Source organism: Ampullimonas aquatilis, assembly GCF_049675895.1.
Taxonomy (GTDB): domain Bacteria; phylum Pseudomonadota; class Gammaproteobacteria; order Burkholderiales; family Burkholderiaceae_D; genus Ampullimonas; species Ampullimonas aquatilis.
Window position 1 is genome coordinate 1,801,705 of the sequence record NZ_CP183834.1, and the last position, 21,607, is coordinate 1,823,311.

At 59.1% G+C, this 21,607-nt stretch carries 20 protein-coding genes; 8 read left to right on the forward strand and 12 right to left on the reverse strand.

Annotated features, from left to right (window positions below; translation table 11 throughout):
- Window positions 1–82 precede the first annotated feature (82 nt).
- From ACMYR3_RS08255 to ACMYR3_RS08295, 9 genes are all read right to left on the reverse strand, one after another.
- Window positions 83–1,048, reverse strand: a complete 966-nt coding sequence (locus tag ACMYR3_RS08255; RefSeq protein WP_424191156.1) for an IS5 family transposase — start codon at window positions 1,046–1,048, stop codon at window positions 83–85.
- 396 nt (window positions 1,049–1,444) lie between these two features.
- Window positions 1,445–2,929 carry an LA2681 family HEPN domain-containing protein gene (locus ACMYR3_RS08260; protein ID WP_424191158.1) on the reverse strand — a complete coding sequence of 495 codons (1,485 nt, stop codon included), beginning with the start codon at window positions 2,927–2,929 and terminating at the stop codon, window positions 1,445–1,447.
- 36 nt (window positions 2,930–2,965) lie between these two features.
- Window positions 2,966–3,547, reverse strand: coding sequence for a TIR domain-containing protein (locus ACMYR3_RS08265; RefSeq protein WP_424191160.1), 582 nt, complete (start codon window positions 3,545–3,547; stop codon window positions 2,966–2,968).
- Window positions 3,548–3,549: 2 nt separating this feature from the next.
- Window positions 3,550–4,038 (reverse strand): TIR domain-containing protein, encoded by a 489-nt coding sequence (locus ACMYR3_RS08270; RefSeq protein ID WP_424191162.1) that lies wholly within the window; start codon window positions 4,036–4,038, stop codon window positions 3,550–3,552.
- A 15-nt stretch (window positions 4,039–4,053) separates the two neighbouring features.
- A complete protein-coding gene (locus tag ACMYR3_RS08275) occupies window positions 4,054–4,668 on the reverse strand; it encodes a hypothetical protein (RefSeq protein ID WP_424191164.1) in 615 nt (204 codons plus the stop codon).
- 3 nt (window positions 4,669–4,671) lie between these two features.
- A complete protein-coding gene (locus tag ACMYR3_RS08280; RefSeq protein ID WP_424191166.1) occupies window positions 4,672–5,814 on the reverse strand; it encodes a toll/interleukin-1 receptor domain-containing protein in 1,143 nt (380 codons plus the stop codon).
- Window positions 5,815–5,826: 12 nt separating this feature from the next.
- Complete coding sequence (locus ACMYR3_RS08285; protein WP_424191168.1) at window positions 5,827–6,336, reverse strand: toll/interleukin-1 receptor domain-containing protein; 510 nt, start codon at window positions 6,334–6,336, stop codon at window positions 5,827–5,829.
- Between the two features lie 93 nt (window positions 6,337–6,429).
- The gene (locus ACMYR3_RS08290; RefSeq protein WP_424191170.1) at window positions 6,430–7,527 is read right to left on the reverse strand and encodes a helix-turn-helix domain-containing protein; all 1,098 of its coding nucleotides are present in this window, start codon (window positions 7,525–7,527) and stop codon (window positions 6,430–6,432) included.
- A complete protein-coding gene (locus tag ACMYR3_RS08295; RefSeq protein ID WP_424191172.1) occupies window positions 7,524–8,123 on the reverse strand; it encodes a hypothetical protein in 600 nt (199 codons plus the stop codon). Before ACMYR3_RS08295 ends, ACMYR3_RS08290 begins: the two co-directional genes overlap by 4 nt.
- Before the next feature lie 175 nt (window positions 8,124–8,298).
- Here ACMYR3_RS08295 and ACMYR3_RS08300 point away from each other — a divergent pair, with 175 nt between their 5' ends.
- The 6 genes from ACMYR3_RS08300 to radC all read left to right on the forward strand — a co-directional run bounded on the left by ACMYR3_RS08300 (window position 8,299) and on the right by radC (window position 16,503).
- The gene (locus ACMYR3_RS08300; protein WP_424191174.1) at window positions 8,299–8,895 is read left to right on the forward strand and encodes a DUF6088 family protein; all 597 of its coding nucleotides are present in this window, start codon (window positions 8,299–8,301) and stop codon (window positions 8,893–8,895) included.
- Window positions 8,888–9,898 (forward strand): nucleotidyl transferase AbiEii/AbiGii toxin family protein, encoded by a 1,011-nt coding sequence (locus tag ACMYR3_RS08305; RefSeq protein ID WP_424191176.1) that lies wholly within the window; start codon window positions 8,888–8,890, stop codon window positions 9,896–9,898. Before ACMYR3_RS08300 ends, ACMYR3_RS08305 begins: the two co-directional genes overlap by 8 nt.
- A gap of 225 nt (window positions 9,899–10,123) precedes the next feature.
- A complete protein-coding gene (locus tag ACMYR3_RS08310; RefSeq protein WP_424191178.1) occupies window positions 10,124–12,148 on the forward strand; it encodes an ATP-dependent nuclease in 2,025 nt (674 codons plus the stop codon).
- Window positions 12,145–14,181, forward strand: coding sequence for a UvrD-helicase domain-containing protein (locus ACMYR3_RS08315; RefSeq protein WP_424191180.1), 2,037 nt, complete (start codon window positions 12,145–12,147; stop codon window positions 14,179–14,181). The genes ACMYR3_RS08310 and ACMYR3_RS08315 overlap by 4 nt, the downstream gene beginning before the upstream one ends.
- A 1-nt stretch (window position 14,182) precedes the next feature.
- Window positions 14,183–15,586 (forward strand): hypothetical protein, encoded by a 1,404-nt coding sequence (locus tag ACMYR3_RS08320; protein ID WP_424191182.1) that lies wholly within the window; start codon window positions 14,183–14,185, stop codon window positions 15,584–15,586.
- Between the two features lie 410 nt (window positions 15,587–15,996).
- The gene (radC, locus tag ACMYR3_RS08325) at window positions 15,997–16,503 is read left to right on the forward strand and encodes a RadC family protein (RefSeq protein WP_424191184.1); all 507 of its coding nucleotides are present in this window, start codon (window positions 15,997–15,999) and stop codon (window positions 16,501–16,503) included.
- Between the two features lie 241 nt (window positions 16,504–16,744).
- On the opposite strand, the gene ACMYR3_RS08330 is transcribed toward radC, so the two are convergent.
- Together ACMYR3_RS08330 and ACMYR3_RS08335 are read right to left on the reverse strand one after the other, a co-directional pair.
- The gene (locus ACMYR3_RS08330; protein WP_424191186.1) at window positions 16,745–18,064 is read right to left on the reverse strand and encodes a DUF6035 family protein; all 1,320 of its coding nucleotides are present in this window, start codon (window positions 18,062–18,064) and stop codon (window positions 16,745–16,747) included.
- A gap of 24 nt (window positions 18,065–18,088) precedes the next feature.
- Complete coding sequence (locus ACMYR3_RS08335) at window positions 18,089–18,502, reverse strand: hypothetical protein (RefSeq protein ID WP_424191188.1); 414 nt, start codon at window positions 18,500–18,502, stop codon at window positions 18,089–18,091.
- 39 nt (window positions 18,503–18,541) lie between these two features.
- Between ACMYR3_RS08335 and ACMYR3_RS08340 the strand changes: the two genes are divergently transcribed.
- Window positions 18,542–18,910, forward strand: a complete 369-nt coding sequence (locus ACMYR3_RS08340) for a helix-turn-helix domain-containing protein (protein WP_424191190.1) — start codon at window positions 18,542–18,544, stop codon at window positions 18,908–18,910.
- Window positions 18,911–19,055: 145 nt separating this feature from the next.
- Here the strand turns inward: ACMYR3_RS08340 and ACMYR3_RS08345 are convergent, their stop codons facing one another.
- Window positions 19,056–19,421, reverse strand: a complete 366-nt coding sequence (locus tag ACMYR3_RS08345; protein WP_424191192.1) for a VOC family protein — start codon at window positions 19,419–19,421, stop codon at window positions 19,056–19,058.
- A gap of 979 nt (window positions 19,422–20,400) precedes the next feature.
- Between ACMYR3_RS08345 and ACMYR3_RS08350 the strand changes: the two genes are divergently transcribed.
- Complete coding sequence (locus ACMYR3_RS08350; protein ID WP_424191194.1) at window positions 20,401–21,228, forward strand: DUF932 domain-containing protein; 828 nt, start codon at window positions 20,401–20,403, stop codon at window positions 21,226–21,228.
- Window positions 21,229–21,607 lie beyond the last annotated feature (379 nt).

Sequence of the window (21,607 nt, forward strand, 5' to 3'; positions counted from 1 at the left end):
GGAAATGGTGAAGCGAAACAGAATGTCATCGTCAGCGATACCTCGTATAAGGCAGGAAGCGGGGAATTTCCCCATTTCCCGCTCATATCGGACGCACCTCTCCTATCAGTGGTCGTCCCCACTTGACGAGATTGATCATCGCCAGCATGGCGAAAGCGCGGTTGGCGTTTTTGGCCAGGCCGCGATAGCGGGTCTTGGTGAAACCCCACAGCCGCTTCAAGGTCAGGAACGGATGCTCAACCTTGGAACGGACTGCGGATTTACGCCGATTGGTTTCTCTGTCTGCATCGGAGAGCGGACTGTTCCGATAGGCCCGCTTGTTGGTGAAGTCCTTTGCCTGCGGCGCAAGCTGCTTGAGGCGTTCTCTCTGCTCCTTGCCACGGTAGGCGCTGTCGCCGTAGAAGCGGGTCTCGTTGCCATGCAGCAGGTTCGGCACTTCATGGCGGTCATGCACGTTGGCTGCGGTGACGCTGGCGCTATGAATCAGGCCACTGGCACTATCGACACCGATATGCACCTTCATACCAAAGTGCCACTGGTTGCCCTTCTTGGTCTGATGCATTTCCGGATCGCGCGCTTTGTCCTGGTTCTTGGTCGAGGGTGGGGCGGCAATCAGCGTCGCATCAACGATGGTGCCACCGGAGAGGCGCAGGCCGTTTTGCATCAGCAACTCGCCGACCTTGACGAAGATCGCCGTGCCAAGACCATGGGCTTCGAGCAGATGACGAAAGTTCGCCAAGGTCGTGGCGTCAGCGATGGACTCGTCGCCGAGGTCGAAGCCACAGAAATCCCGGAACAGGGCGATGTCGTAGAGTGCTTCCTCGCAAGCTTCGTCGGCGAGGTTGAACCAGTTGGCGATACAGTACATGCGCAGCATTCGTTCCAAGCCAATCGGCGGCCGGCCGTTACCCGCCTTGGGGTAGTGCGGCTCTATCAAGGTGCAGATTGCCGACCACGGCATCAGCCGCTCCATCTCCGCCAGGAATTCCGCTTTCCGCGTCGGCCGCCCAGGTTTCTCGAAGCCCGTCGCCAGTGTCATTTGCTTCATCGTTTCGCCTCACGTGATCAATCTGCATCGTCTGACAGCATGACAATCAATTCGTTCACTTCAGGTGGGACTTATTCGGTGTTTCCCTAGACACTTTATGAGCCAATCCCGCACGCCGACCTTGCGATTGTGATCGTTATATTTTTCGCGCCGTCCGTTTCTCTTGAAGACTCAGGTTGCGCGAAAAATATCATTCGCCGGACGGCATCGACTCGCGGAAGTCGAATTGGCATAGATAGGCTCGGTCTGCTTTGGCAGCTTCGCACGCAAGCTAGTTCTAGCGATTGCCTACGGATCTGAAACTACGTGCTCACAGCGCGGCGTCAATCACGGCACAGGCATACCGAAAGCGAATCAATACCGCGATCAACAGCAAATTTTCTACGTCGGCAGCTTCTAGAGAACAGCCCTTCCCGCGTAGGTCGGCAAGGTCATCGGCATTGCGAGTCCTCTGTCTGATTCGGACCGCAACTGCTCTTCCCTCCCAATGGCCAGGGACAAATAGATCAGAGACGCACGCGCCAAGCGAACCATCGTGAAGGTGCGTTCACGGAACGAGTCCACCGTGCAGGTTTCGAGAATGCCCGAGGGGTGTCCTGCATCAAACTCCCGAAGGATCAGACAACGATGCTCAAGGGCGTTGCGCAACTGGTTGAGTTCAGCTGCCTCTGGCGCAATGGCGTCTGGCTCTGCGGGTTCGCTCCCCACAATGTCGAAAGCCAGCCAGTACAGGCCTCGCAATGACCAGTTCGGTTGCTCGGCGAATTCTGGACGAATTGACCGCCCGTCTTTGGCCAACCAAACATTGCGCAAATTGACCCGCTCTGGTTTTTCGCCAAGCTGGAAATATGCGTTGATGAAACCCGCGACTTTGTCCAGCAGACTGTATGCAACCCGGAATGCCAGCCGGAGCTTCTCAAGCCCGGCCCCAAACGCAGAATAGTCCAGCGTGTCGACGAGCATCAATTCGTGATCGGCGAAATGTCGCCCCTTTCCCTCACCTGCTTCAAACAAAAGCAGTCGGGCCGCGGCATACTCCTGCTTTAGCTGGTTGAACCACGCGATGAACTGGGGAGGTTCTCCGATCGGTGATCGGTAGCTTGGCAAACCGAATCGATCGGTTGCAGCGATAGCTTGTCGGCCCAGAACATTGAGCGGGTTCAGGAACAGTTGGTGGTTCAACGCCCACTGCCGATAAGCCCGCTCTCGCTTGGAGCGGCCAAGCGAGTAGTTGTCCAGATCGAGCGAGCGAATCGCCTCCACGTCAATCATGGTCGAGATCTGCTCCGACATCGCAAGAAACTGCTCACGCACCCCAACGTATGGGCCATCCCAGATAGCGTCGGCCCCAGCAGCAATCATCAGGTCATCATGAGCGCCGAGCAATGCAAGACCAGAGTGGCCATCGTCGTGCAATGCCCGCGCGAAGTCTATGCGCGCTTGGCCACGGTTGCCCAACGCCATGGCAAAGCGAGGCACCTGCGCAAGAACGGTATCGTATAGGCCAAGCGCTTCAACGCTGCGTCCAAGATGATTGAGGCTGTTACCAAGATTTGTCGTGATCTGCGCACGGACAATCCAATTCAGCTCTTCGAAGCCGACATTGTTTCGAGCACGACGCAGGAAAAGAATTTCGCGCTCGCGGTGCGGCTGACGCCAACTCCAGTTCAGTGCATCCTGCGCCGACCTTAGCGCGGCTTGGATGTTGGCGCGGTAGTACCAAAGAACCGATGTGCGTGCACCCTGGCTACTCTTTAGTTGGTCTGCGCAATGCTCATCCAACTGCACCAGTGTGTCGCGATCACCTTGGTCGGACGCCGCATCGATCCGTGTGGCAAGACCATCAAGGTCGTTAGGGATTCCGCCGCGCTTAGCAGTCACGGCCTACCCGACGAGCGGCGTGAATACATCGGGATGTCAACCAGCCCAAGCGGCAAAGTTGTTGTACCCATCATCCCCAGACCAACAATAGATCTTGTAGCCCAGCGACGAAAGCTTGAAGAGCTTCCCCCATCGCTGCTCAGCAGCGGTATTTTTTAGTGTGTAGCCCGACACCTTCGCGTAGGCCACCCACTTCCCGTCTTTGGCTTCGAAGACCTCGACCTTCTTGCCATCGTCGCTGTACTTCAAGGCCAGATAGTCGAATGGGTTGGGGCCATTCGACTTTGTTAGTCGATCCTTACCCTTGATCTGATTGATGTGAACCGCGAAAACACGGTTTCCTCTACAGAGGCTCTTGATAATCTCGTAGCGCACCCAGGGACGCGCATAGGTCTGACTTCCAACGAGGACACACGTCGCGGAGGTGTTGTCCAGCGCACCGTTGATCAATCTCGTCAGCCCGAGATCGTTCGTTTTCTGCGCTTCTTCCCAGATCGAAGCGTCAAAGTATCCAGCTTCCTCGCGATCTACTTTTGCGACCCAATGCTTGCGGACGACATTGGCCCGAAACTCAATCACGTCCTTGTAGTGGAAACTGAAAAAAACTCTTTTGGCCATGGTTAGCGGCTCGCAATAGCAGCTTCAATCCACTGCCCGATGTTCTGGCTGATGTACGCATAGACATCGCCACTGGCGGTGTAGGGCGGGTCATAGAGCTTCACGGCCGCCGACAACTTGCGTCCGTCTTTCAACGTGAACTGATCGAACGGGTTGCTGCCAGCAACCGTCGCCTGCTGGCTATGATCAAGAAGACGGTGGATGCGAATGCCAAAGAGTCCTTTATTTCCATCGTTCCAGGACTTCTCGATTTCGTACTTGACCCACTGACGGCTTGCTGTTTCGGCACCAACCAGCACGATGGTGCAGCTTCGTCCGGTCAGTTGTTCGTCAATCCATCTGCGGATTGCCGCGTCACCACCGCGCTTCACTTCTTCCCACTTGTTGTCGGTGGCCGAGGGGTTGCCCTCGACGACGCCAATATTCCGAACTTGAGATGCGCGCCAGACATCGCGTTGGTAGTGAAAACTGAAAAATGCCCTGCGCGCCATACCGGCCTCCTTGAGTTAACTATTGTCGTTCGTCGATTGATGCGTGATTGCGCCTTGCCTCGGCGAAGAGGCCAGTTCCGAGTGAAACAAACGGGCGAAATCCACGCTGAAAAGTGCAGACTCGTTGGAAATTCCGATCCGTTCGGCAAGTTGGCGCGCAGCGCCGCCGGGTGCTGCAACTGCCAGAGTTTTTGCATTAGGATGAAAATGCCCAAACAGATCAAACTCCGCTTCGACGCCCTCCATGCCGCCAATGAACACAGCCGCGGTCAGATCGGATCGCGATAGCATGGCTTCCCGCATGCTCAAAAGACTGGCCTCCCTGTCATTGGGCACTGCATCGACAAACACGACATTGCCGAAGTTTTTGTTCTCGTCAGGGAATCGGTCCTCAAAAAACCGGCTCTGGTACAGCACGACCGACTTTGCGTAGTCGATTCCGAGGTCCTCGCAGATGGACCAGATCATCGGCGTGATGGCGGGATGCCCGCCCCAGACTATCCGCTGAGTCTTGATCACGGCCATCACTAGTTCACGGACGGCGCATTGAATCAAAAATGGGTCGGCCGTTTCATGGTAGTTGCCTCGGCCAACCAACGGCACACTGGCGGACAGAAAGATAGCGCCCATCTCTTATGCCTCCCAATCTGCGAACTGCCATGCGGCTTCGCTGGCCTTGACCCAGCGAGCGCCCCGAACATGGCTTCCTAGCCAATCGAGATGTCCGAGCCAGCTGGGGTGCAGGCCGATCGGGTCATACACCACGGCGACAGAGCGATCAGGCGCATTGGTCGTCGCATCATGCAAGGTCATCGAAGTAGGCACACCGACGGTGGGATAGACCACAACGTCCCGCCCGTCTGGCAAGTGAACATAGACGGCCTTGTTCAGACCAACGCCCGCAACCTGCCCCCCGAGTTGCTCTACCGCATTGCGGATGTTGCTCACCAGGTTGAGATTGCGAACTGCATGGCTTTGGCTGCGCACGGCCTCGAGTTGCAGACAGATTCGCGCTACGGCTTCCTCCTTCAGTCGCCCCGTCGCCGGATCGACCTCATCGGGAACAAGTTCAGCTCGGCTTGCAGTTCCGGTGCGTACCGAAGGTGTCGAATCCGGCCACCCGACGCGAAGCACCGAGATACCCTTGGCCAGCGCACGTCCGAACTCGGCGCTCGTCCAGCGACTACCGAAATAGTTAGGCGTGTCGAGCATGACCAGAACATCCGAGTCGCACAGCCGATGCCACAGCATGGCCTGGAAATCCTCGGCCGGAGCAATGCCGTGGGTGTCCAGGAAAACATCAAACAACCGGGCGGAGAACGCATCGAACAGCTGCAATGCCGCCTGTCGTGCCTCGTCTCGGCGATAGCTCACAAAGACGCGGCGTTGGCGGGGCAACAAGCCCGCACACTCCAACAGCGCGGAGGTCGTCCGCTGAACACCGCCGACGTTATAGGCAAGGCAATTCAGAGGGCGCAGCACCGCCGGAATCTCTTCATGCACTTTGGTGATGTCAGAGACGACAGGCAGAATCGGAATTCCGCGACGCAGCAAACTTTCCACATTGGCAACTGGGGCACCTGCCGCCCCGAAGAACACCGCAGCGGCAGACTTCGTCTGCGCAGGATCGAACGCGTTTGGGCGCACATGCCAAGCGATCTCGTCGCCTAAGCGCAGCCCGAATGGCGCAGTTGCCGCTGAGATGCTGCTTTCGAGTTCACCGAGGATCGCATCCGTAGGCGCGCCGAGGACAGCCAGTTCGTAAAGGATGGTCAAGGCATTCTCCCCTCAAAGATTCCTGACGAGCACACCATTAGTGTTCTGGCCGGGTTGCCATACAGCGAGTTCGTTCTTGTCAGACAGATCGACGCGGCGATACAACTGCAGGTATTCGTTGCCGTGCGTCTGTGCGCCGTCTTCCGTGGGAACGATCAAGATCCGGTCGAGCTGCTTCTTCCCGTCCGCATAGCCAATTTCCCAAGGGCACCAGCGCGACGCCATCGACTTCGGTGTCGCCAGGAACAGAAAATATTCCAGGTCACTGATTTTCTGCTTGATGCGTTGGGCGGTCTCCCGATTCGGCGTGTCCGGCATTTCGGCGTCCTGCCAATCGATGTAGACACGCCAGCCGGCGTCGGACAGCAGTTGAACCAAGCCCTTCGCCAAATTCGCGTCATGGTGGCTATGGCATAGGAAAGCCGTCTTAACACCCAATGTCCGAGCCTCGTTCAATGAACGGGCGACAACGGTGGCTTGTCGCGTCGCCGCCGAACGCAATGCGTCAATCCTGATAGCCATCTGGTTTCCCTCGTTCCTCACCTATCTGTTCACATATTTTTCGGACCGAAGCGATGCTACGCATCACCTCGAACCTGAGCCCCCACCCCAGCCTCAACGACTTGCACCGAGCAAGCTGACAACATTGCCCACGCTCTCCTGGCTGGACGACATCAACAATGTTTGAAGCAAGCTCGGCTGCACACGCATCTCACGCGCAACAGCAGATTGCGGCACGCCGAAATGGTCCTTCATTACTTTCAAGCTCTCGGCGATGACCTCGGGCTCTTCATTGGCGATCAGGTGATCTTCTGTCTCCTGCAGGGCTTCGCCATGGCGATTGAGCCCCACATACCCTGCCCTCGCCTGATCATCCGAAAACATACCAAGCTGCCGGCCACGAAAAATGATCGCCGCCTTGGACACACCCCAACGCAACTTCAATTCGGACAGGCCCGGCCAGTTGAGACGCGTGCCACGAATTGCCAGTTTGCATTCGCTGGCGAACGTGCTTCGCGGCATCAGAAATGCGCTGGCGAAACGATTGGCCTGCATCTCGGTTAATCGGTCGCCGGTCAAGACGCCAATGTGCAGCGAGAAGTGCCCCAGCTCGTGAGCAATGCCAAAGCGCTCACGACATGCCGAACGACCAGAGGCGTTCAACGCAATCAAGGGCCGCTTTGTCGCAAACGACACGGCGTCGATTTCAGTTGCCAGACCATGCACCTTCATCACGACGGCGCCGGCGTTCTCCGCAATACGCGTGACATTGCTCAGCGGACCCAGACCGAGATTGAACAGTGAACGGAATTTCTCGGCAGCGCGCTCGATCGTCTCAGGAGACTCTGGATCGGCCTCCCCAACCTGGTAATGTGGCAGTTCGACATGCTCATCCAGCACACCCACCAGACGCTTGAGCATTTCGCCGCGCGCGCGCGCGACCTGGCGCAACACCACCTTGGTCGTCAGCTGCCGACGAAAGTGGCACTGCTCATCGGCAATCGGATTTGGATCGAGGTGATAGAAAAACTCCGGCAGAACATTCAGTTCTCCGGCGAGCGAATTCTCAAGCGCAGTGGCAACCGATTCAGCACCAGTTTCTACACGACTAAGGAACTGCTTCGATACCCCAACCCGCTCCCCCAGCTCTGTGAGCGACAAGTCGTGGAAGAGGCGGATGAGTCGAAGGTTGGTTCCAATGAAGTCGCTCATCGCACTGCTTCGGAGGCTGCATCCCCTTCGTCGCGCCGCTTCGGCGCTACCTGCGGCTTCGCCACATCGACGGATTGCGGCAAGGTCTGCTGACCCTCCACCCGCAATACACGCACGGCGTTCGACACCCAGCGGCAAGCAATTTCGTCGCTGGGCGTGAAGCCGAGAAACTCGACCCGCGGTTCGGCAGAGCCATCATGGCCGCGATCAATGATGAAACAGAAACGGGCCGGCCCGCCATCAGTCGCGAATTCCAGAAAGTCCATCTGGTAGCGATTGGCGGTCAGCACCGCATCTTTCGATGGATTCGACGGATCGTCGTTGCTGAAACGGCAAGGAATCCCGCCGATGCTGAAAACGATGTCGTTGTTGCTGTTGGGCAGTGCGAGCCAAGCATGCCGACCAGACAAAGCCTCCGCAATGATCCGGTTCTTTTGTCGTCCGAAGGTGGTGCAACCGCGCGTGTAGCCGCTATCAGTGGCTCGCGACAGATCATCTTCTGTCGCATAGAGCTCATCCAACAGCCATTGCGACACGGCTTCCAGCCGATCGGGGGAAAGTTCGGAATTGAAGGCTACGGGAGGCGGCAGGGTCATTTTGTGCACTTTTTAAGATTCGTCAATGCAATATTGGTGCAATTTTCTTGATTCGTCAACCCCTTCGTCAATATCGAGGCTATGGCGTCCTTAATGCCCACGCTCCACCCCGAACCACACGGCTTGAAAAGTGTCAGAAGTAGGTAGATAATTCTTCCAATCAGGAGCTATCGTCATGCAAACCCTCGCCAAACAAGTCCTTGAACACGCCGCCGGAATGCCGGAAGGCACACCTTTGGTCGCCAAAGAGCTGTTGCACTTGGGCAGCCGCGCAGCTGTAGACCAAGTGCTGTCCCGCCTGGTGCAGCGTGGCACCCTGCTGCGCGCCGGCCGCGGCATCTATGTCCTGCCCGTCGAAAGCCGCTTCGGTACCCGCGCGCCTTCGGCCGTCAAGATGGTCGAGGGCCTAGCAAACCAGCGTGGGGAAACCATCGTGTCGCACGGCGCCGCCGCAGCCAACGCGCTGGGCCTGACCACACAGGTGCCGATGCGGGCGGTCTATCTCACGTCAGGCCCCAGTCGCCGCTTGAAATTGGGCGCACAGATGGTCGAGTTCCGGCACGCGCCGATTTGGCAATTGATCTTTCCTGGACGAGCCGCCGGCGAGGTGGTGCGGGCACTGGCTTGGCTGGGTCCGGAAAAAGCCGGAGAAGCGATCCAAAAACTGCGCGCCAAACTGCCCGCATCCGAGTTGAAGGAAGTTGCATCGGTGCGGTCGCGCCTACCGACGTGGATGGCCCAAGAGGTCAGCGCCCTGGTGACTCATGGTTGAGTTCTTCCAACTCTCCGCCGCCGAACGCCTGGACGCGCTCAACGCTGCAGCCAACACATCGGGCCTGTTGCCCCATTTGCTGGAAAAAGACATCTGGGTGGTCTGGTCGCTGCGACACCTCTTTGCCGGCCCTTACGCGGAACACTTGGTATTCAAGGGCGGTACGTCCTTGTCGAAAGCCTACGGTGTTATCCGGCGCTTCTCCGAAGACGTGGATCTGACCTATGACATCCGCGCTATCGCCGGTGATCTGGTTGGCGACGCGGATGCACCGCTACCCGCCAGCAAGAGCCAAGAGAAGAAATGGACCAAAGAGATTCGTGCGCGTCTCTCGGAATGGGTCAGCGTCGAGATCGTGCCGCGTCTCAAGGTCGATCTTGAGCGGCATGCCTTACCCGCAACCGTGCGAGCGGAAGATGACAGAGTGTTCATCGACTACGCACCGCTGGCCGTCGGTACCGGCTATGTCGCGCCCGCCGTCATGTTGGAGTTCGGCGCCCGTTCGACCGGCGAGCCCAGCGAACCACGCGCCATCCATTGCGACGCAGCCACACATCTGCAAGGCATTGCGTTTCCAACCGCGACGCCGAAGGTCATGCGTGCCGAGCGCACCTTCTGGGAGAAGGCCACGGCGATTCACGTCTTCTGCGCGCAAGGCGAGTTCCGGGGTGGTGACCGTTTCGCGCGGCACTGGCATGACGTGACGAGACTGGATGCCGCCGGCTTCGCCGACGCCGCCATCGCGGACAAAGCTCTCGCCCAAGCAGTTGCCGAACACAAGAGCGTGTTCTTTGCAGAGAAGAACACTCAAGGCGATGTCATCGACTATCACGCCGCCATCGCAGGCGCGCTCCACCTTGTACCTGATGACGGCGCATTGGCAACACTGGCAGCCGACTATCAGCACATGGTCGATGACGGTTTGTTTCTCGATGACGCCGAACCTTTCGAAGCACTGCTGGAGCGATGTCGGGCAATTCAGCAGAAGGCCAACGCGCCATGAGCATCACGATAGGACGCATTCGACAACAGAACTCAATGTGGTTATCCCACGCAAGATTGATTTCGAGTCACCGTTCTAAGCGAATGACATTCGCAGCCGCGACCCGCAGGCACGGAGGCGGTGGACCTTGGTTGCGCTCGATAGCGGGCGTTCGGCTGTCAAACACAAGCGCACCAGTTGGCCGCGCCACGTAACGCCACACACAACTCCGAGACGGGGCGCGCGATGTATTTGTCAGAACTCAAGATCAAGAATTTCCGCCAGTTCGGCGCGGTCGAGCCCGTCTTCTCGGTGCAATTCCACGAAGGCGTGACCGCACTCGTTGGCGAAAACGACGCGGGAAAAACTGCTGTCATCGATGCTATCCGTCATGTCTTGCTGACCCGCGATATGGAATTCATGCGGCTGCAGGTCGAAGACTTCCATATCCAGGCGGATGGACAGCAGGTCGCCGAAATCACGATCTGCTGCAAACTATCTGGTCTGACCGCGCCGGAGAAAGGTGCGTTTGCCGAGTACCTGACCTACGAGGGCCAAGACGTAGCGCTGTATGTGCATTGGTTTGCACGCCGTCTGAGCGAATTGCCGGGCAGTCGCCGCTGGGTTGACATTGCAGTGCGCAGCGGTCCCGACGGTAGCGGCCCAGCACTGGATGCTGCCGCTCGCCAATTGCTGGCCACAGCCTACCTGCGTCCATTACGCGACGCGGAGCGCGAGATGTCGCCGGGGCGCGGCTCGCGCTTGTCGCAGATTCTCAATAATTTCCCCGACATGAAGAAAGGCGCGCCGTTCGACAAAGCGGCGCCGCCGGCGGATGCGGCGCAGGCAGAACAACTGAGCTTGGCGGGCTTGTCCGACTACCTGCGCCATCTGGTGGATCAGCATGACGGCGTCGGCGGCGCGCAGAAGGCCATCAACACCGACTATCTCGCCCCCCTGTCGCTGTCCGGGGAGAGCCTGCACGGCCGTATCAGCTTCGCCCAAGGCGGCAGTGAATCAGCCCGACTTCGCCAGATTCTGGAGCGATTGGAACTTGATTTGTTGGAAGGCCCCGATGGCAAAGCCCGAGGCAACTATGGACTGGGCTCAAACAACCTGCTGTTCATGGCATGTGAGCTGCTGCTGCTCGGCAAAGAGCCGGATGGCTTGCCATTGCTGCTGATCGAAGAGCCGGAGGCACATCTTCACCCGCAACGACAGTTGCGTCTGATGGAGTTTCTTGAGACGGCCGCGCAGCCCACCGCGGACCCAACGCGTCGCCCCGTTCAAGTCATCGTCACCACCCACAGCCCCAATCTGGCCTCGAAGATTCCGCTGGAGAACCTCGTTCTTCTGCACCGACAGCGTGCGTTCTCCTTGGCCGAAGGTGAGACGAATCTGAGCGAGGGCGACTATCGGTTCCTGCAGCGGTTTCTCGACGTCACTAAAGCGAATCTCTTCTTCGCTCGTGGCGTAATCGTGGTCGAGGGCGACGGTGAGTCCATCCTTCTTCCGACACTCGCCCGCTTGTTGGGGCGGGACTTGACCGAACACGGAGTGTCGGTCGTCAATGTCGGCGGCACGGGCTTGCGCCGCTACGCCAGAATCCTCCAGCGTCGTGACGCCACGAAAGGCGTGCTCGCTATCCCGACAGCCTGCCTAGCCGACATGGATGTCATGCCCGACTGCGCACCGGCTATCCTGGATCTAGTGGCAAGCGATGCCGACCCCAAATGGGCTAGTCCGCGACGCAAGTGGCGTGTCAAGAAAGAGTTTGGGACCACTGCCGCTGAACAACTTGTTGGATTGGCCGCGAAGCGAACCAAACTCTGCATAGGCGACGCACAGAACGTCAAAACCTTTGTCGCCGATGAATGGACGTTGGAATACGACCTGGCATTCGCCGGCCTCACCGAAGAGGTTTACGTCGCGGCTGTGCTCGCTGCCAACGATGATCCGCTCAACGACGCCAAGAAAAAACGCGACGCGGTAGAGGTCGATGCGAAAGCAGCCTACGAGGCGCTAGTCACCTTGGCCGCCGGCAGTCGCGACGTGCTTTGCTCTCACGTGTATGAAATGTTTTCAAGTAAACGGGCGTCCAAAGCCATCGCCGCGCAATACCTCGCGGAGTTGTTGACTGAAAGAAAGACCAAGGGCGACATCGATGCTGCGTGGCTGGCAGCACGCCTGCCAAGCTACATCAAGGATGCGGTCACCTTCGCCACAACGCCGACTCCACCCGCGGCGGTCGCCGCTGGAGCTGCGGCGTGACCGAGCCAGTGAATCTGATCGACGCTGTCACTGACGACGACGTTGATTGGATTTGCCAGCTAATGAAACTTCGTCCGCTCGACGTACCGCGGCAGGAGTTTTTGAAGTCGCTCGCGACCGTGGACGTATCTGCTTGTCCTGGCAGTGGCAAGACCACTCTCGTCGTCGCCAAACTGGCCATCCTCGCGCGCAAATGGACGAGCAACACACGGGGCATCTGCGTCCTCTCACACACCAACGTCGCACGCGAGGAAATCGAGCATCGCCTGGGAAGCACCGATGTGGGCCAGCGCCTGCTCAGCTATCCACATTTCATCGACACGATCCACGGGTTCGTCAACCGCTTTCTCGCCACCCCGTGGCTGCTGTCAGCGGGATACCGCGTCGCTGCGATCGACAACGATCTCACCACGAGAGTGCGCCGACGCCACCTCGGTGAGAAGGACTATCGCCGACTGAATAGCTACCTCGAAAAGAAGTTCAGAAGCTTTGACGGTTTGCGCATCGGTACCGCGGATTTTGCTGCGCCATTGGCCGATGGCGCGTTTCCCGACGGCCCACACACGGACATGTACAAGCTCGCTGCATCGGCCCTTCGGTATGCCGCCGAACAGGGTTACTTCTGCTACGACGAAATCTTCGTGCTTGGGGAGGCGCTGCTCACGCAGCAACCCGCGCTTCCATCGATTCTCCAGCAACGATTTCCGTTCGTCCTGATCGACGAGATGCAGGACACGTCCGAACAGCAGAACAACTTCTTGCGCCGTCTCTTCCCGCGTGCTTCAAACGCTGTGTGTGTCCAGCGTGTCGGCGATCCCAATCAGGCAATTTTTGAAGGCGGCATCCAGCCGGTTGTAGATGCGTTCCCCGATCCGGCCAACTGTCTCGGCATCGCCGACAGCTTTCGGTTCGATACCTCCATCGCCGCGCTTGCTACACCTTTTGCATATCTGCCTGTGCAGCCCGCCGGCTTGAATGGAATACGTGTCACGGATGTGCCAGGCCAAGGCCTGCCACACACGATCTTTGTGTTCCCCGACAACGATACGTCGGCGGTCTTGGACGCCTTCGGGCGCCACGTACTCGCCACCTTGCCGCCAGCATTGATCGAAACCTCCGCGATCACGGCGATCGGCGCGGTCCACAAGCTCTTTGAGGATGTAGGCTCAGATCACAAGCACTATCCAAAAACCGTCGCACATTACTGGGCTGGCTATCAACCGGGTGCAAGCCGCCAAGCCTATCGTCCCCGGACACTCGCCGAATACATCCTTGCGGCGCAGGCTGTCGCGCAGAGCGGTGGCCCGCTATACCAATGTGTAGACAGTGTTGCCTTCGGGATGACCCATCTCGCCAACCTCCTAGCCGGCACGACGCAACTCAAGGCACGCCGTCGCCAACACCTGCAGATCGAGGACAGGCTCAGTATTGCCGACGAAGCAAGGGCCATCTATCGCAGCGTATTGACGCGCTTCCTGACCGACCGGGAGGCACTCACGCGTACGTCGTGGATCACGCTGTGTCCAAGCTTGAAGCTGCTGGGCGCCACATTGGGCGGCGGCGATGCTAGCTCGGCTGCCGCCAACGATTTTCTTGCTTGGCGCGAAACCATGCATCTACCTCAGCATACGGATCAGTACCAAGTAAACGCAGCAACACCCAACAGCTATCGATGCAGCCATGGTGGCGCGAGCGTTGATATCCAGCTCAGTTCGATTCATGTTGCGAAGGGACAGACTCATTCAGCGACTCTGGTTCTCGAAACCTTCTATCTGTCCCACTTCCTGCACGGCTTGATGCCTTGGCTTCTGGGCAAACATCAGAACGGCACGAGATGCACTACTGACAAAGCCGCTCAACGTCTGCTGCAAATGTATGTGGCGATGACACGGCCAACACACCTGCTCTGTTTGGCGCTACGCAAGGGATCGCTGGGGACCGGCAATGCCTATTCCTCGAACCAGGAGAAGTTGATTGCGAGCGGCTGGCGTATCCAGCACCTGTCGGCACCCGCTGCTGCGGGAGATGACTGACATGCCCAAGAAGTCTATCGACCCGTCGTGGCTCACCACGTTAACGCAGCATGTCGAGTCCAAACCCTGCGTGCTGCTGCGACTGGATGAGAGCGACAGCACAAGCCTCGTCGAATCGCGGCGAGGCTTCAGCGAGTTCACGTTGGCACGGCCGCATGGACTTCTGTCTGACATCAAGACGCCGACCGCATGCCTGATTTTTAGCTCACCGCCGGATTGGATGCAAACTGAGGATACGAATCCTAGGGCCTACCTTGGGATCGTCAGTTCGCGCAGTGCGATCACTACCCTCGATACGCGCATCAAGATCAAGCGCGCCGTTCGCATCGAACCGGGAACGGAAAGTGGTCTCGTGAGCTTGCTCGGAACGGGGCGGCAAGCAACCCTGCTGCGCAAGAAACTGGAGCCGACCACACCAGTTGTCGTGTTGTCGCCCAAACTCAGCGGCGCCCTGATCTCCTCATTGGCAGCAATTCCCGCCAACCACGGCCCAATGCGGACGGTGACCGAATCACTTCACGTTCCCCAGCGCTACAACAGCTTCTCCGCCGTGCAGGAGGACGCGGTACAGACGGCTCTGAAAGCATTCGGCTTGGCCGCCAATGACCGTGCTGAACGGGTCGAGCTGATTGAAGGGAAGGCGACGGCATTGGCACGGCTACCAGTGATGGAAGACGCTGTGGAAGAGAAGCCGTCACCGACTGACGATCAAGCCATGCTGCAGACTCGGACGCCGCTGATTGAAGACTCTGCAATCGAAAAGGATGCTCGATCGGTACCGGGCTACACCCTGACTACGAGCGATCTCACCGGCCGTGCCGTTTTCAAGAAAGGACGCGAAACGCTCGAAGTGTTCACGGCGAATCGGCGTGACTTGGAGCATGTCTTTGGGGTGGACCTGATTTACGTGAACCTGACGAAGAAAAACATCGTCATGGTTCAATACAAGATGTTGGAACCCAATCGGCGCGATAGCGCAGCGACTGACTGGCTATACCGGCCGGACTCCGGCATGGCGAAAGAGCTGGTGCGAATGAAGCGCTTCGCCAAGCAACACGCGCCGGGGCCATTGGAGTACCGCCTCAACCCGCAAGTCTTCTATCTAAAATTCGTGAAGCGCGACGCCGCGTTGAGTAGCGGCGGCATAGTGACGCCGATTGACCACTACGAACGTCTACTTGCGGACCCTGCCTGCAAGGGGCCACGCAAGGCGATCCGAATCAGCTACGAATCACTCGGTGGACGATACATGCGCCAGGGTGCATTCCTCGACCTGATCCAGTCGGGATACATCGGTGCACACGCAGCAACGACGAACCATCTGAGTATTTTGGTGCAGGCCGTACTAGACGGAGATCGCGCAGTGGTCGTAGCTATTCAAACACCACTCGATACCGACAACTGATCGGTGGCCTTAGGCTACGAGCCCACGATGCGTTTGATCTCAGACACATCCCAGCATTCCCAAATCGCTTTCTTCGCAAGTTATTGAGCGTCCCGGCGCTTCCGCCGTCAGGCTCGCGGGCGTTACCCCGCGCCTCGTGTCGAGTCGCGGCCATCCGGCGTTGATCCCTGACGCCTCCGGCCCTCTGGGGCCTGCGCGCGCCGCTTGCCATGTAGGTAGCGGAGTGTGGGAGGGGTTGGCCTTGCTGTTCCCTTCAACGTACCACGTCGTTCTCGCCGTCAAAGGCTGCGCGCCCTGCCCTTCGGTTGAGCGCTGGCGTCCATGCGGCCGTCTGCGACCCCTGACTGCTGCGCTGCGTCGTGTTTCGCCGGTTCCGGGCAATTCCGCCCGATTCGGACCGGAGCACGATCATGTCGCAACTTTCTCTTTCTCTCGATTCTTCCCTTCTCGTTCGCGATGTCGCGGGCGACTACCGTCCGGCCAATGCCGATGAGGTGCTTCAGGCGGCGCGGCGTGTGCTCGCCGGGCAAATGCGCGGCTGCGAAGCCCTGACCTCGCCGCAGGTGGTGCGTGACTTCCTGCGGGTCAAGCTGGGGGCGCTGGAGCACGAGGTGTTCGCCGTCATCCATCTAGATGCGCAGCACCGTGTCATCGACTACGTCGAAATGTTCCGCGGCACGGTGAGCCAGACATCGGTGTATCCGCGCGAGGTGGTCAAGGAGGCGCTGGCCAAAAACAGTGCTGCGCTGCTGCTGGTGCACAACCATCCGTCGGGTGTGGCGGAGCCTTCGCGAGCCGACGAGATGCTGACGCAAACACTGAAATCGGCGCTGGCGCTGGTGGACGTGCGGGTACTGGATCACCTGATCGTCGCCGGCAGTGCCATCCTGAGCTTTGCCGAACGCGGGCTGTTGTAGCCCGAGGGGGCATTGCCCCCTTTTTGCTGCGTCCCTGGTTTGGTGGAAAAGCTGCGCGCTGCGCTTGCCTCCAGGGGTCGGCTGACGCCCACCCCGCCGCGCCGGCTTGGCGCGCCACAAGCCCGTCGAACAGACGGTGCCTGATCGGTCTGCGCACATTGGCGACTCGGTGTGATAACGCGGCGGATCTGGCCGCGCATCAGGGGGCCTGGGTCTCACCCCAATACCTCGCCCACCGTTACTACAGTAACTCAGGAAACACGAAGGCAACCAGCTCCGGATACGGATTGACCGGCGCATAGGCCGGATCGTTGGCGGCAAGTTTTGGCTTGTAGCCTGCGACCTTAACTCGCCACTTCCCGGTGTGATCCTCCGCTTTCAATTGTTCGGCACGGCAATACACCTCCAAGGCGTGACGAAATGCCCGCAAGTAGCCCTTGTGACTCGAAGCAATCCAGTGCGCCAGCTCAATGAACGTTGAGTAGCCAAAACCGATCGGCCGTCCCTCACGCGCCGAATACAGCGCATTCAGCAATTGTCGTTGCATGAATTGACCCAGATAGCGTGGCAAAGGCACCCCGCGATCTTTCAATTCACGGCGCAGTTCCAGCCACGCTGCATCGTCGTGCGACCCATCTGTCATGTAGGCCATCCAGAACGCGTCGAACCGGGCGCGCAACGGCGCCTCAATCGCTAAACGACGCTCGCGCTCTTGTGCGTGGAGTTCCGCGACCTGACGATCGAAGTCAAAGTAGAAAACACGTTGCCGTTCTTGTTCGAGCGTGAGCTGAGAAAAATCCACCCTTTGATGCTGCAGCGGACCGCTCGCCGATTGCGCCGGATCACTCCAGTAGCAATCGAGCTGAAACTGCCCTGCTTGCATAGAAACCTCGGCCGTCTGCGCGCTGACGACGAACGCGTTGCGATTGTTGTTGTAGAACACGTCGTCTTCGGTCAACCTACGGTCAGCTTCGCCGAAACGCCCGAACACCCAAAAGAGCAGCCCACCCTCGCTCAGATAGAATTGTCTGCGCTCCGCAATCACACGGATGAACGTGGTCGATAGTTGCACTTCGAAGGCCACGGGAAGATTGCCATAACGCGCCCGCACGTCCGGCCTCCGCCACCGTCCGGTCCCGCTGCCCTTCCAAGTCACTTCGGTTTGAATGTCCGAGAACGCCGGATCGGCAGCGAGACTGCGCGCTATCCATTCCTTCATCCGCTGGTGCAACCTGCTTTCTTTGGCGCCGTCGTACTTACGCGCCAATATCTCCGTTTCAGACAGCTGGCCACGCGTCTGAGCCGGGCAGCGCCCGTCTTCAAGTTGGTGCCTGAAAAAGAAGTGCTCAGCCTGCGCCATGCGAACAAGGTATACCGGGACACCACACAAGGCACAGCCATAACGAGGCGTACCGGCTGCGATGTCAGTGCGCAACGCCATGCGCAACTGCATAACATGGCCGTAGTCAGTGCCAATGAGCTCACCAGCATTTAGATATTCGCCAGTCTCCAGGTCGAGGAGTTCATCAATCTGCGGATCAGCAACCGAATAGGACGTCATTGCAGGCAGATTCCGACTTGGAGCTTAGCCGCGCGCCGTGGCGAGCGTTACAAGACCAAGCGCGCCAGCAAGGAACGCCCACTGCCGCAACTGTGGGCTCTCAACGGGAAGCCCATGGGCATAACGCACAAAGTGTTCACAGTTGAAGTCCATCCAGGAATAAGCTTGTCCCTGTTTCAATCGCGCACGCTGCATAACGACCTGTGATGGCAACCCGCTAGGATAGCCATCGCTGGTCACGGCGCGTCCTGCGGCAAACGCCGAATATGGTTGCTCGACAAACCCACCAGCCTGGGCGGAAAAGGCCAGCACGCTGCGTTCGCCCATGATGAACTGATCACCGATCAAGGCCACGTGGTTATACAAACCGTGACTCACCCGAATGACAGTACCGGCAGACAACGTCCAAAGTTCTTGCTGTATCGGAAGTGGGAACATGGTATCCTCGCTTTAAACATATTTGCATTAAATGCATAAATGAAAGCGAAGTCAACCCCTCAACCGTTGAAACCCGTTGTTACCTACCCCTCTCTGGTCGGTCGAATATTGGCCCAACAGCGCGAAGCCCGAGGCATCAAACAAGGTGAGCTCGCGGCCCAACTCGGGCTGTCACAGTCCGCATACTCCAGATTGGAATCTGGCGAGTCGGTGCTGAACTTATCGCAACTACGAAACGTTGCAGCCCAGCTCGGTCTACAGCCCAGCCAAGTCCTGAAGTGGGCCGATCAATATGAAGCCCAACTGCGGCAACAAGGTGTTGACGTGGTTGCCGAGAAACAGGACCACACTGCGGCCATTGCAATCGGTTTTGGGCTGTTGGCCGCTCTATTGTTAGGCGGCAAGTAGCACGGACCTGGCACGTGGACTCTGCGGCGACGCTGGCGACAACATCGTTACTCCATTCGCCTTATGACGCGCTCACAAAGGCTAAAGAATTTCCGCTTCTCGCGCGCACCTAAGCAAGGCAGCGAATGCAAAACGCACAGTGCAGCTAGTCGCGTGGTCGCCAGCCAAACTCGACAAGCACCGGCCCAGGCGCGTTGCAGTGAAAGGTGAGCGCACCACCCAACTGGCCAAGGGGTCGAACGATCTCCACGCCCATGGAAGCCAGTCTGTCATGGGCTTGCACGACCTGAGCTTCCTCTTGGAAGTTGAAGCCCACATGAAATCCAGTTGGATATTTGAGCGATTCGCCGCTAGGTAGCGGACTCAGCGTCAGGGCGAAGCCCGCTTCATCGATCAGTACCGTCAGGCCGTCTTCGCGCTCGAAGACGCACGTGAAGCCAAGGTGCTCCACGAAGAACGCCTTTGTCGCGGAGGTCTGCGGTACGGGGAGGTCAAGGTGGTTGAGTTGCATGGTGTTCTCCAGTGAACGGTGATGTTCGACCTGCTGGAGACGTAGCAACGATTGAGGCAATCGACTTCCGCGACCCAACAAGCCCGCTACGCAAATGCGTAGCTCGCTTGTCGTGGGCCCCGGTTGGGGTGCAGAGCTTCCCGGAGAGGGAAGGAATCGGGCTTACCGTACCGATCAGCTCTTTTCCGACCAGGAAAGAATACACGAAGACTCCTTGCACTGTTCACCGAGTTGTGAGTCCCCGACACGAGCAAACAGGCGGGCATGGCCGCCGAGCGCTTCACCGACAGGCCGTCCACCGCGCCGAGACCCAAGCCACGCCCATCAAGCCCGCGCTGAACGTCGGATGACGCGCGACGAGGCGGTCGAGGTCGCAGACTGAGCTTTGCCGAACGCGGGCTGTTGTAACCCGAGGGGGGCCTTGCCCCCTTTTTTTTGCTGCGTCCTTGGTTTGGTGGAAAAGCTGCGCGCTGCGCTTGCCTCCAGGGGTCGGCTGACGCCCACCCCGCCGCGCCGGCTTGGCGCCCCGCAAGACCGCCGAACAGGCTGCGCCTGATCGGCCTGCGCACGGTGCTGTTTTCGCGCTGCGCGCTTCGTTCACTTCCAGTCAGGCGTGCCGGTGGCACGCAGTGGCGCTCGCCGCGCGGCGTTGATTCTGCGCATCCCTGGCCCTTCGGCCGCTCGATCGTCTTTCCCCACGTTCATCGCCATTCCCGCGACCGTAGCCAGCGCTGTCCGGCCGTCAAGGCGCGCCGGGCCGTGTCCTCGCTGCGCTGCGGGCCGCACCCACCCGGCGCTTGTTTCCTTGACAGCCAGCCCTCGCCGGCCCGGTTTTTCGCGGGCGATGAACTCAGGAAAGACGGCGGCAAACAGGGACCGGCCCAGGTCGCTGCGCCGAACCAACCAAAGCCACAACGGGCTCCGAATCTTGGAATCCGGTCAGCTTTGAAACCGCAACCTCATTGATTGGAGAAAGACCATGCAACTCAGTTCCCGTTTCGCATCCCGCTCCCCGGTGCTGCGCGCCGACCATCCGTTGTCGGATGACCAGATTCGCACTGTGGCCCCGTCCATCTTCGCCGAGGACAAGCACGCCAGCCGCTCCGAACGCTACGCCTACATCCCGACCGGCGCGGTGCTGTCGGAGCTGCGCAAGGAGGGCTTTCAGCCGTTCATGGTGTGCCAGACCCGTGTGCGCGATGAAGGCAAGCGCGAGCACACCAAGCACATGGTGCGGCTGCGCCATGCCGACCAGATCAATGGCGCGGAAGCCAACGAAATCATCCTGCTGAACTCGCACGATGGCACCAGCAGCTATCAGATGTTGGCGGGCATGTTCCGCTTCGTCTGCAAAAACGGCTTGGTGTGCGGCGATACCGTGGCCGATCTGCGCATCCCGCACAAAGGCGATGTGGTCGGGCAAGTAATCGAGGGCGCGTATGACGTGCTGGATGGCTTCGATCTGGTGCGCGAGCACCGCGATGAAATGCGCGCCCTCACGCTCGACCGGGGCGAGGCCGAAGTATTCGCCCATGCGGCGCTGTCCCTCAAGTACGACGACCCGGCCACGCCTGCGCCCATCACCGAATCGCAACTGCTGATGCCACGCCGCAATGAGGATGCGCGCTCCGACCTGTGGAGCGTATTCAACCGCACGCAGGAGAACCTGACGCAGGGCGGATTGTTGGGACGTAACGCCAACGGCCGCCAGCAGCGCACCCGGCCCATTCAAGGCATCGACCAGAACGTCAAGGTCAATCGCGCCCTGTGGCTGCTGGCCGAGGGCATGAAACGACTCAAGGACTGATTGGCAAGACCGCCCGAGGGGGCTGCGCCCCCTTGATCACGCATCGATTTTCTTTCTCTCATCTTGAACGTCCCGCGAGGGATAGGAGCTACGACCATGAACACCATTGCACTAAAATTAAACCAAAGCATTGCGCGCGGTCGCCGCCGCTACCGTTGCAGCATACGAGTTGCTGTTGATTCCACTGAGGAGGTCCACGCGCTGGCCGCGTGACACAGCAGCATGGCCCGGCGCGCCGCGCCGGGGCTTTTCCTGAATCAGGCGCGCCTGGTCTGTCGCGCCTGGATTCAACGGCCACAGCAAAAATCGCCCCGTCGCCGCCTTCGACCAGCGATGACAGGGCTGCGTGCAACGGTCTTGCGCGGCGCAGCGATTAGTG

Excerpts from the sequence above, each read along its gene's own strand:
- ACMYR3_RS08305 (WP_424191176.1), top strand. The coding sequence starts at position 8,888 with ATGGTTGAGTTCTTCCAACTCTCCGCCGCCGAACGCCTGGACGCGCTC.
- ACMYR3_RS08255 (WP_424191156.1), bottom strand. The coding sequence starts at position 1,048 with ATGAAGCAAATGACACTGGCGACGGGCTTCGAGAAACCTGGGCGGCCG.
- radC (WP_424191184.1), top strand. The coding sequence starts at position 15,997 with ATGTCGCAACTTTCTCTTTCTCTCGATTCTTCCCTTCTCGTTCGCGAT.
- ACMYR3_RS08275 (WP_424191164.1), bottom strand. The coding sequence starts at position 4,668 with ATGGGCGCTATCTTTCTGTCCGCCAGTGTGCCGTTGGTTGGCCGAGGC.
- ACMYR3_RS08330 (WP_424191186.1), bottom strand. The coding sequence starts at position 18,064 with ATGACGTCCTATTCGGTTGCTGATCCGCAGATTGATGAACTCCTCGAC.
- ACMYR3_RS08345 (WP_424191192.1), bottom strand. The coding sequence starts at position 19,421 with ATGCAACTCAACCACCTTGACCTCCCCGTACCGCAGACCTCCGCGACA.
- ACMYR3_RS08310 (WP_424191178.1), top strand. The coding sequence starts at position 10,124 with ATGTATTTGTCAGAACTCAAGATCAAGAATTTCCGCCAGTTCGGCGCG.
- ACMYR3_RS08265 (WP_424191160.1), bottom strand. The coding sequence starts at position 3,547 with ATGGCCAAAAGAGTTTTTTTCAGTTTCCACTACAAGGACGTGATTGAG.
- ACMYR3_RS08285 (WP_424191168.1), bottom strand. The coding sequence starts at position 6,336 with ATGGCTATCAGGATTGACGCATTGCGTTCGGCGGCGACGCGACAAGCC.
- ACMYR3_RS08295 (WP_424191172.1), bottom strand. The coding sequence starts at position 8,123 with ATGACCCTGCCGCCTCCCGTAGCCTTCAATTCCGAACTTTCCCCCGAT.
- ACMYR3_RS08340 (WP_424191190.1), top strand. The coding sequence starts at position 18,542 with ATGAAAGCGAAGTCAACCCCTCAACCGTTGAAACCCGTTGTTACCTAC.
- ACMYR3_RS08320 (WP_424191182.1), top strand. The coding sequence starts at position 14,183 with ATGCCCAAGAAGTCTATCGACCCGTCGTGGCTCACCACGTTAACGCAG.
- ACMYR3_RS08300 (WP_424191174.1), top strand. The coding sequence starts at position 8,299 with ATGCAAACCCTCGCCAAACAAGTCCTTGAACACGCCGCCGGAATGCCG.
- ACMYR3_RS08290 (WP_424191170.1), bottom strand. The coding sequence starts at position 7,527 with ATGAGCGACTTCATTGGAACCAACCTTCGACTCATCCGCCTCTTCCAC.
- ACMYR3_RS08335 (WP_424191188.1), bottom strand. The coding sequence starts at position 18,502 with ATGTTCCCACTTCCGATACAGCAAGAACTTTGGACGTTGTCTGCCGGT.
- ACMYR3_RS08350 (WP_424191194.1), top strand. The coding sequence starts at position 20,401 with ATGCAACTCAGTTCCCGTTTCGCATCCCGCTCCCCGGTGCTGCGCGCC.
- ACMYR3_RS08270 (WP_424191162.1), bottom strand. The coding sequence starts at position 4,038 with ATGGCGCGCAGGGCATTTTTCAGTTTTCACTACCAACGCGATGTCTGG.